This window comes from Aerococcus viridans (genome assembly GCF_002871935.1).
Lineage (GTDB): Bacteria > Bacillota > Bacilli > Lactobacillales > Aerococcaceae > Aerococcus > Aerococcus viridans_B.
The window spans coordinates 1-4,647 of record NZ_PNHQ01000001.1 but is presented as its reverse complement, the minus strand read 5'-3'; the positions used below and the strand labels follow the sequence as shown (position 1 = coordinate 4,647).

The following is a 4,647-nucleotide window of genomic DNA, read 5'->3' as shown; positions in this document are numbered from 1 at the left end:
CGATGATGCATAGCCGACCTGAGAGGGTGATCGGCCACATTGGGACTGAGACACGGCCCAAACTCCTACGGGAGGCAGCAGTAGGGAATCTTCCGCAATGGGCGAAAGCCTGACGGAGCAATGCCGCGTGAGTGAAGAAGGCCTTCGGGTCGTAAAACTCTGTTATAAGAGAAGAACAAATTGTAGAGTAACTGCTACAGTCTTGACGGTATCTTATCAGAAAGCCACGGCTAACTACGTGCCAGCAGCCGCGGTAATACGTAGGTGGCAAGCGTTGTCCGGATTTATTGGGCGTAAAGGGAGCGCAGGTGGTTTCTTAAGTCTGATGTGAAAGCCCACGGCTTAACCGTGGAGGGTCATTGGAAACTGGGAAGCTTGAGTACAGAAGAGGAATGTGGAACTCCATGTGTAGCGGTGGAATGCGTAGATATATGGAAGAACACCAGTGGCGAAGGCGACATTCTGGTCTGTTACTGACACTGAGGCTCGAAAGCGTGGGGAGCAAACAGGATTAGATACCCTGGTAGTCCACGCCGTAAACGATGAGTGCTAGGTGTTGGAGGGTTTCCGCCCTTCAGTGCCGCAGTTAACGCATTAAGCACTCCGCCTGGGGAGTACGACCGCAAGGTTGAAACTCAAAGGAATTGACGGGGACCCGCACAAGCGGTGGAGCATGTGGTTTAATTCGAAGCAACGCGAAGAACCTTACCAAGTCTTGACATCCTTTGACCACTCTAGAGATAGGGCTTTCCCTTCGGGGACAAAGTGACAGGTGGTGCATGGTTGTCGTCAGCTCGTGTCGTGAGATGTTGGGTTAAGTCCCGCAACGAGCGCAACCCCTATTATTAGTTGCCAGCATTTAGTTGGGCACTCTAATGAGACTGCCGGTGACAAACCGGAGGAAGGTGGGGATGACGTCAAATCAGCATGCCCCTTATGACTTGGGCTACACACGTGCTACAATGGATGGTACAACGAGTCGCAAACTCGCGAGAGCAAGCAAATCTCTTAAAGCCATTCTCAGTTCGGATTGCAGGCTGCAACTCGCCTGCATGAAGCCGGAATCGCTAGTAATCGTGGATCAGCACGCCACGGTGAATACGTTCCCGGGTCTTGTACACACCGCCCGTCACACCACGAGAGTTTGTAACACCCGAAGTCGGTGAGGTAACCTTTATGGAGCCAGCCGCCGAAGGTGGGACAGATAATTGGGGTGAAGTCGTAACAAGGTAGCCGTATCGGAAGGTGCGGCTGGATCACCTCCTTTCTAAGGAAATTAACGGAATACACAATGGATTTGAAACTTCTTTGTTTAGTTTTGAGAGGTCTATACTATATTCTTATAGTGATATGGAAGCCAATCGGGCCTGTAGCTCAGCTGGTTAGAGCGTCCGCCTGATAAGCGGGAGGTCGATGGTTCGAGTCCATTCAGGCCCATTCCAGAAATGGAATAAGAAGATTTTATATAAATATATCCAGCTATGGGGGATTAGCTCAGCTGGGAGAGCGCCTGCTTTGCACGCAGGAGGTCAGCGGTTCGATCCCGCTATTCTCCATTGCAACCATGAAATAAGGTTGCCATTTTGTTCTTTGAAAACTGAATACTGTAAGTAATAAACCTCTTATTTAATTATTTCTACCAGGAGGTAATTATTATAAGAAATTCCAATTTTACCAAGAGTAAAAACCAATAAAAGTAAGCAAATTACTTTTCGCGAATCATACAACTTAACCAATGGTTAAGTGAATAAGGGCGCACGGTGGATGCCTTGGCACTAGGAGCCGATGAAGGACGGGACTAACACCGATATGCTTCGGGGAGCTGTACGTAAGCTTTGATCCGGAGATTTCCGAATGGGGGAACCCAATTGCTTTGATAGGCAATTACTCAGCTATTAATACATAGTAGTTTGAGAGGAAGACGCAGGGAACTGAAACATCTCATTACCTGTAGGAAGAGAAAGAAAAATCGATTTCCTGAGTAGCGGCGAGCGAAACGGAAAGAGCCCAAACCAAAGAGCTTGCTCTTTGGGGTTGTAGGACAGACGATATGTAGTTAAAGATTTAGTCGAATGGCATGGAAAGGCCAATCACAGAGGGTGACAATCCCGTAGATGAAAGATCAATAACGCTAGTCTGTATCCTGAGTACGGCGGAACACGTGTAATTCCGTCGGAATCCGGGAGGACCATCTCCCAAGGCTAAATACTCCCTAGTGACCGATAGTGAACCAGTACCGTGAGGGAAAGGTGAAAAGCACCCCGGGAGGGGAGTGAAATAGTACCTGAAACCGTGTGCTTACAAGCAGTCAGAGCCCGTTAATGGGTGATGGCGTACTTTTTGTAGAACGGACCGGCGAGTTACGATTGCATGCAAGGTTAAGTTGCAGAAACGGAGCCATAGCGAAAGCGAGTCTGAATGGGGCGTCGAGTATGTAGTCGTATACCCGAAACCAAGTGACCTACCCATGTGCAGGGTGAAGGTGTGGTAAAACGCACTGGAGGCCCGAACCCACGTCTGTTGAAAAAGGCGGGGATGACGTGTGGGTAGCGGAGAAATTCCAATCGAACTTGGAGATAGCTGGTTCTCTCCGAAATAGCTTTAGGGCTAGCCTCGGATGATGAATATTGGAGGTAGAGCACTGTTTGATCTAGGGGTCCATCTAGGATTACCGAAATCTGATAAACTCCGAATGCCAAATATTTTAATCCGGGAGTCAAACTGCGAGTGATAAGATCCGTAGTTGAAAGGGAAACAGCCCAGACCACCAGCTAAGGTCCCAAAGTTTCAGTTAAGTGGAAAAGGATGTGGGGTTGCTTAGACAACTAGGATGTTGGCTTAGAAGCAGCCATCATTTAAAGAGTGCGTAATAGCTCACTAGTCGAGTGACCCTGCGCCGAAAATGTACCGGGGCTAAACTGAACACCGAAGCTGTGGATATCCGTATGGATATGGTAGGAGAGCGTTCTAAGGGCAGAGAAGCAAGATCGAGAGGACTTGTGGAGCGCTTAGAAGTGAGAATGCCGGTATGAGTAGCGAAAGACGGGTGAGAATCCCGTCCACCGTATGACTAAGGTTTCCTGGGGAAGGCTCGTCCTCCCAGGGTTAGTCGGGACCTAAGCCGAGACCGAAAGGTGTAGGCGATGGATAACAGGTTGAGATTCCTGTACTTGTTTGTATTGTTTGAGCAAAGGAAGGACGCAGGAGGCTAAGCAGAGCACGTTATTGGATTCGTGTTCAAGCAGTGAGTCTGACACAGAGTGAAATGCTTCGTGTTAAAGATGAGCTGTGATGAGGAGGGAAATATAGTACCGAAGCTGCTGACGTCACACTGCCAAGAAAAGTTTCTAGTTAGATGCAAACAACCCGTACCGCAAACCGACACAGGTAGTCGAGGAGAGCATCCTAAGGTGAGCGAGCGAACTCTCGTTAAGGAACTCGGCAAAATAACCCCGTAACTTAGGGAGAAGGGGTGCTGACCAATGGTCAGCCGCAGTGAATAGGCCCAAGCGACTGTTTATCAAAAACACAGGTCTCTGCAAAATCGAAAGATGACGTATAGGGGCTGACGCCTGCCCGGTGCTGGAAGGTTAAGAGGAGTGCTTAGCATTAGCGAAGGTACGAATTGAAGCCCCAGTAAACGGCGGCCGTAACTATAACGGTCCTAAGGTAGCGAAATTCCTTGTCAGGTAAGTTCTGACCCGCACGAAAGGCGTAACGATTTGGGCACTGTCTCAACGAGAGACTCGGTGAAATTGTAGTACCAGTGAAGATGCTGGTTACCCGCGACAGGACGGAAAGACCCCATGGAGCTTTACTGCAGGTTGATATTGAGTGTCTGTGTGACATGTACAGGATAGGTAGGAGCCATTGAAACCGGAACGCTAGTTTCGGTGGAGGCACTGGTGGGATACTACCCTTGTGACATGGCCACTCTAACCCGCGGCCGTAATCCGGTCGGGAGACAGTGTCAGTCGGGCAGTTTGACTGGGGCGGTCGCCTCCTAAAATGTAACGGAGGCGCCCAAAGGTTCCCTCAGAATGGTTGGAAATCATTCGCAGAGTGTAAAGGCAGAAGGGAGCTTGACTGCGAGACCTACAAGTCGAGCAGGGACGAAAGTCGGGCTTAGTGATCCGGTGGTTCCGCATGGAAGGGCCATCGCTCAACGGATAAAAGCTACCCTGGGGATAACAGGCTTATCTCCCCCAAGAGTTCACATCGACGGGGAGGTTTGGCACCTCGATGTCGGCTCATCGCATCCTGGGGCTGAAGTCGGTCCCAAGGGTTGGGCTGTTCGCCCATTAAAGCGGTACGCGAGCTGGGTTCAGAACGTCGTGAGACAGTTCGGTCCCTATCCGTCGCGGGCGTTGGAAATTTGAGAGGAGCTGTCCTTAGTACGAGAGGACCGGGATGGACACACCGCTGGTGTACCAGTTGTTCTGCCAAGAGCATCGCTGGGTAGCTATGTGTGGATGGGATAAACGCTGAAAGCATCTAAGCGTGAAGCCCTCCTCAAGATGAGATTTCCCATATCTTTAAGATAGTAAGACCCCTGAGAGACGATCAGGTAGATAGGCTAGAAGTGGAAGTGCAGTGATGTATGGAGCGGACTAGTACTAATCGGTCGAGGACTTATCCAATGGATAA

2 tRNA genes and 2 rRNA genes (1 of these 4 only partly in view) are annotated in these 4,647 nt (G+C 49.9%); all 4 read left to right on the top strand.

The features are described 5' to 3' along the window. Positions 1-1,267, top strand: a 16S ribosomal RNA gene (locus CJ191_RS00020); it begins 254 nt to the left of the window's first position. Between the two features lie 96 nt (positions 1,268-1,363). After that, positions 1,364-1,437 (top strand) — tRNA-Ile (locus CJ191_RS00015). A 46-nt stretch (positions 1,438-1,483) separates the two neighbouring features. After that, positions 1,484-1,556: transfer RNA gene (locus tag CJ191_RS00010), tRNA-Ala, on the top strand. 181 nt (positions 1,557-1,737) lie between these two features. Continuing rightward, positions 1,738-4,640, top strand: a 23S ribosomal RNA gene (locus tag CJ191_RS00005). The 16S and 23S rRNA genes sit together here with 2 tRNA genes alongside, the layout of an rRNA operon. Positions 4,641-4,647 lie beyond the last annotated feature (7 nt).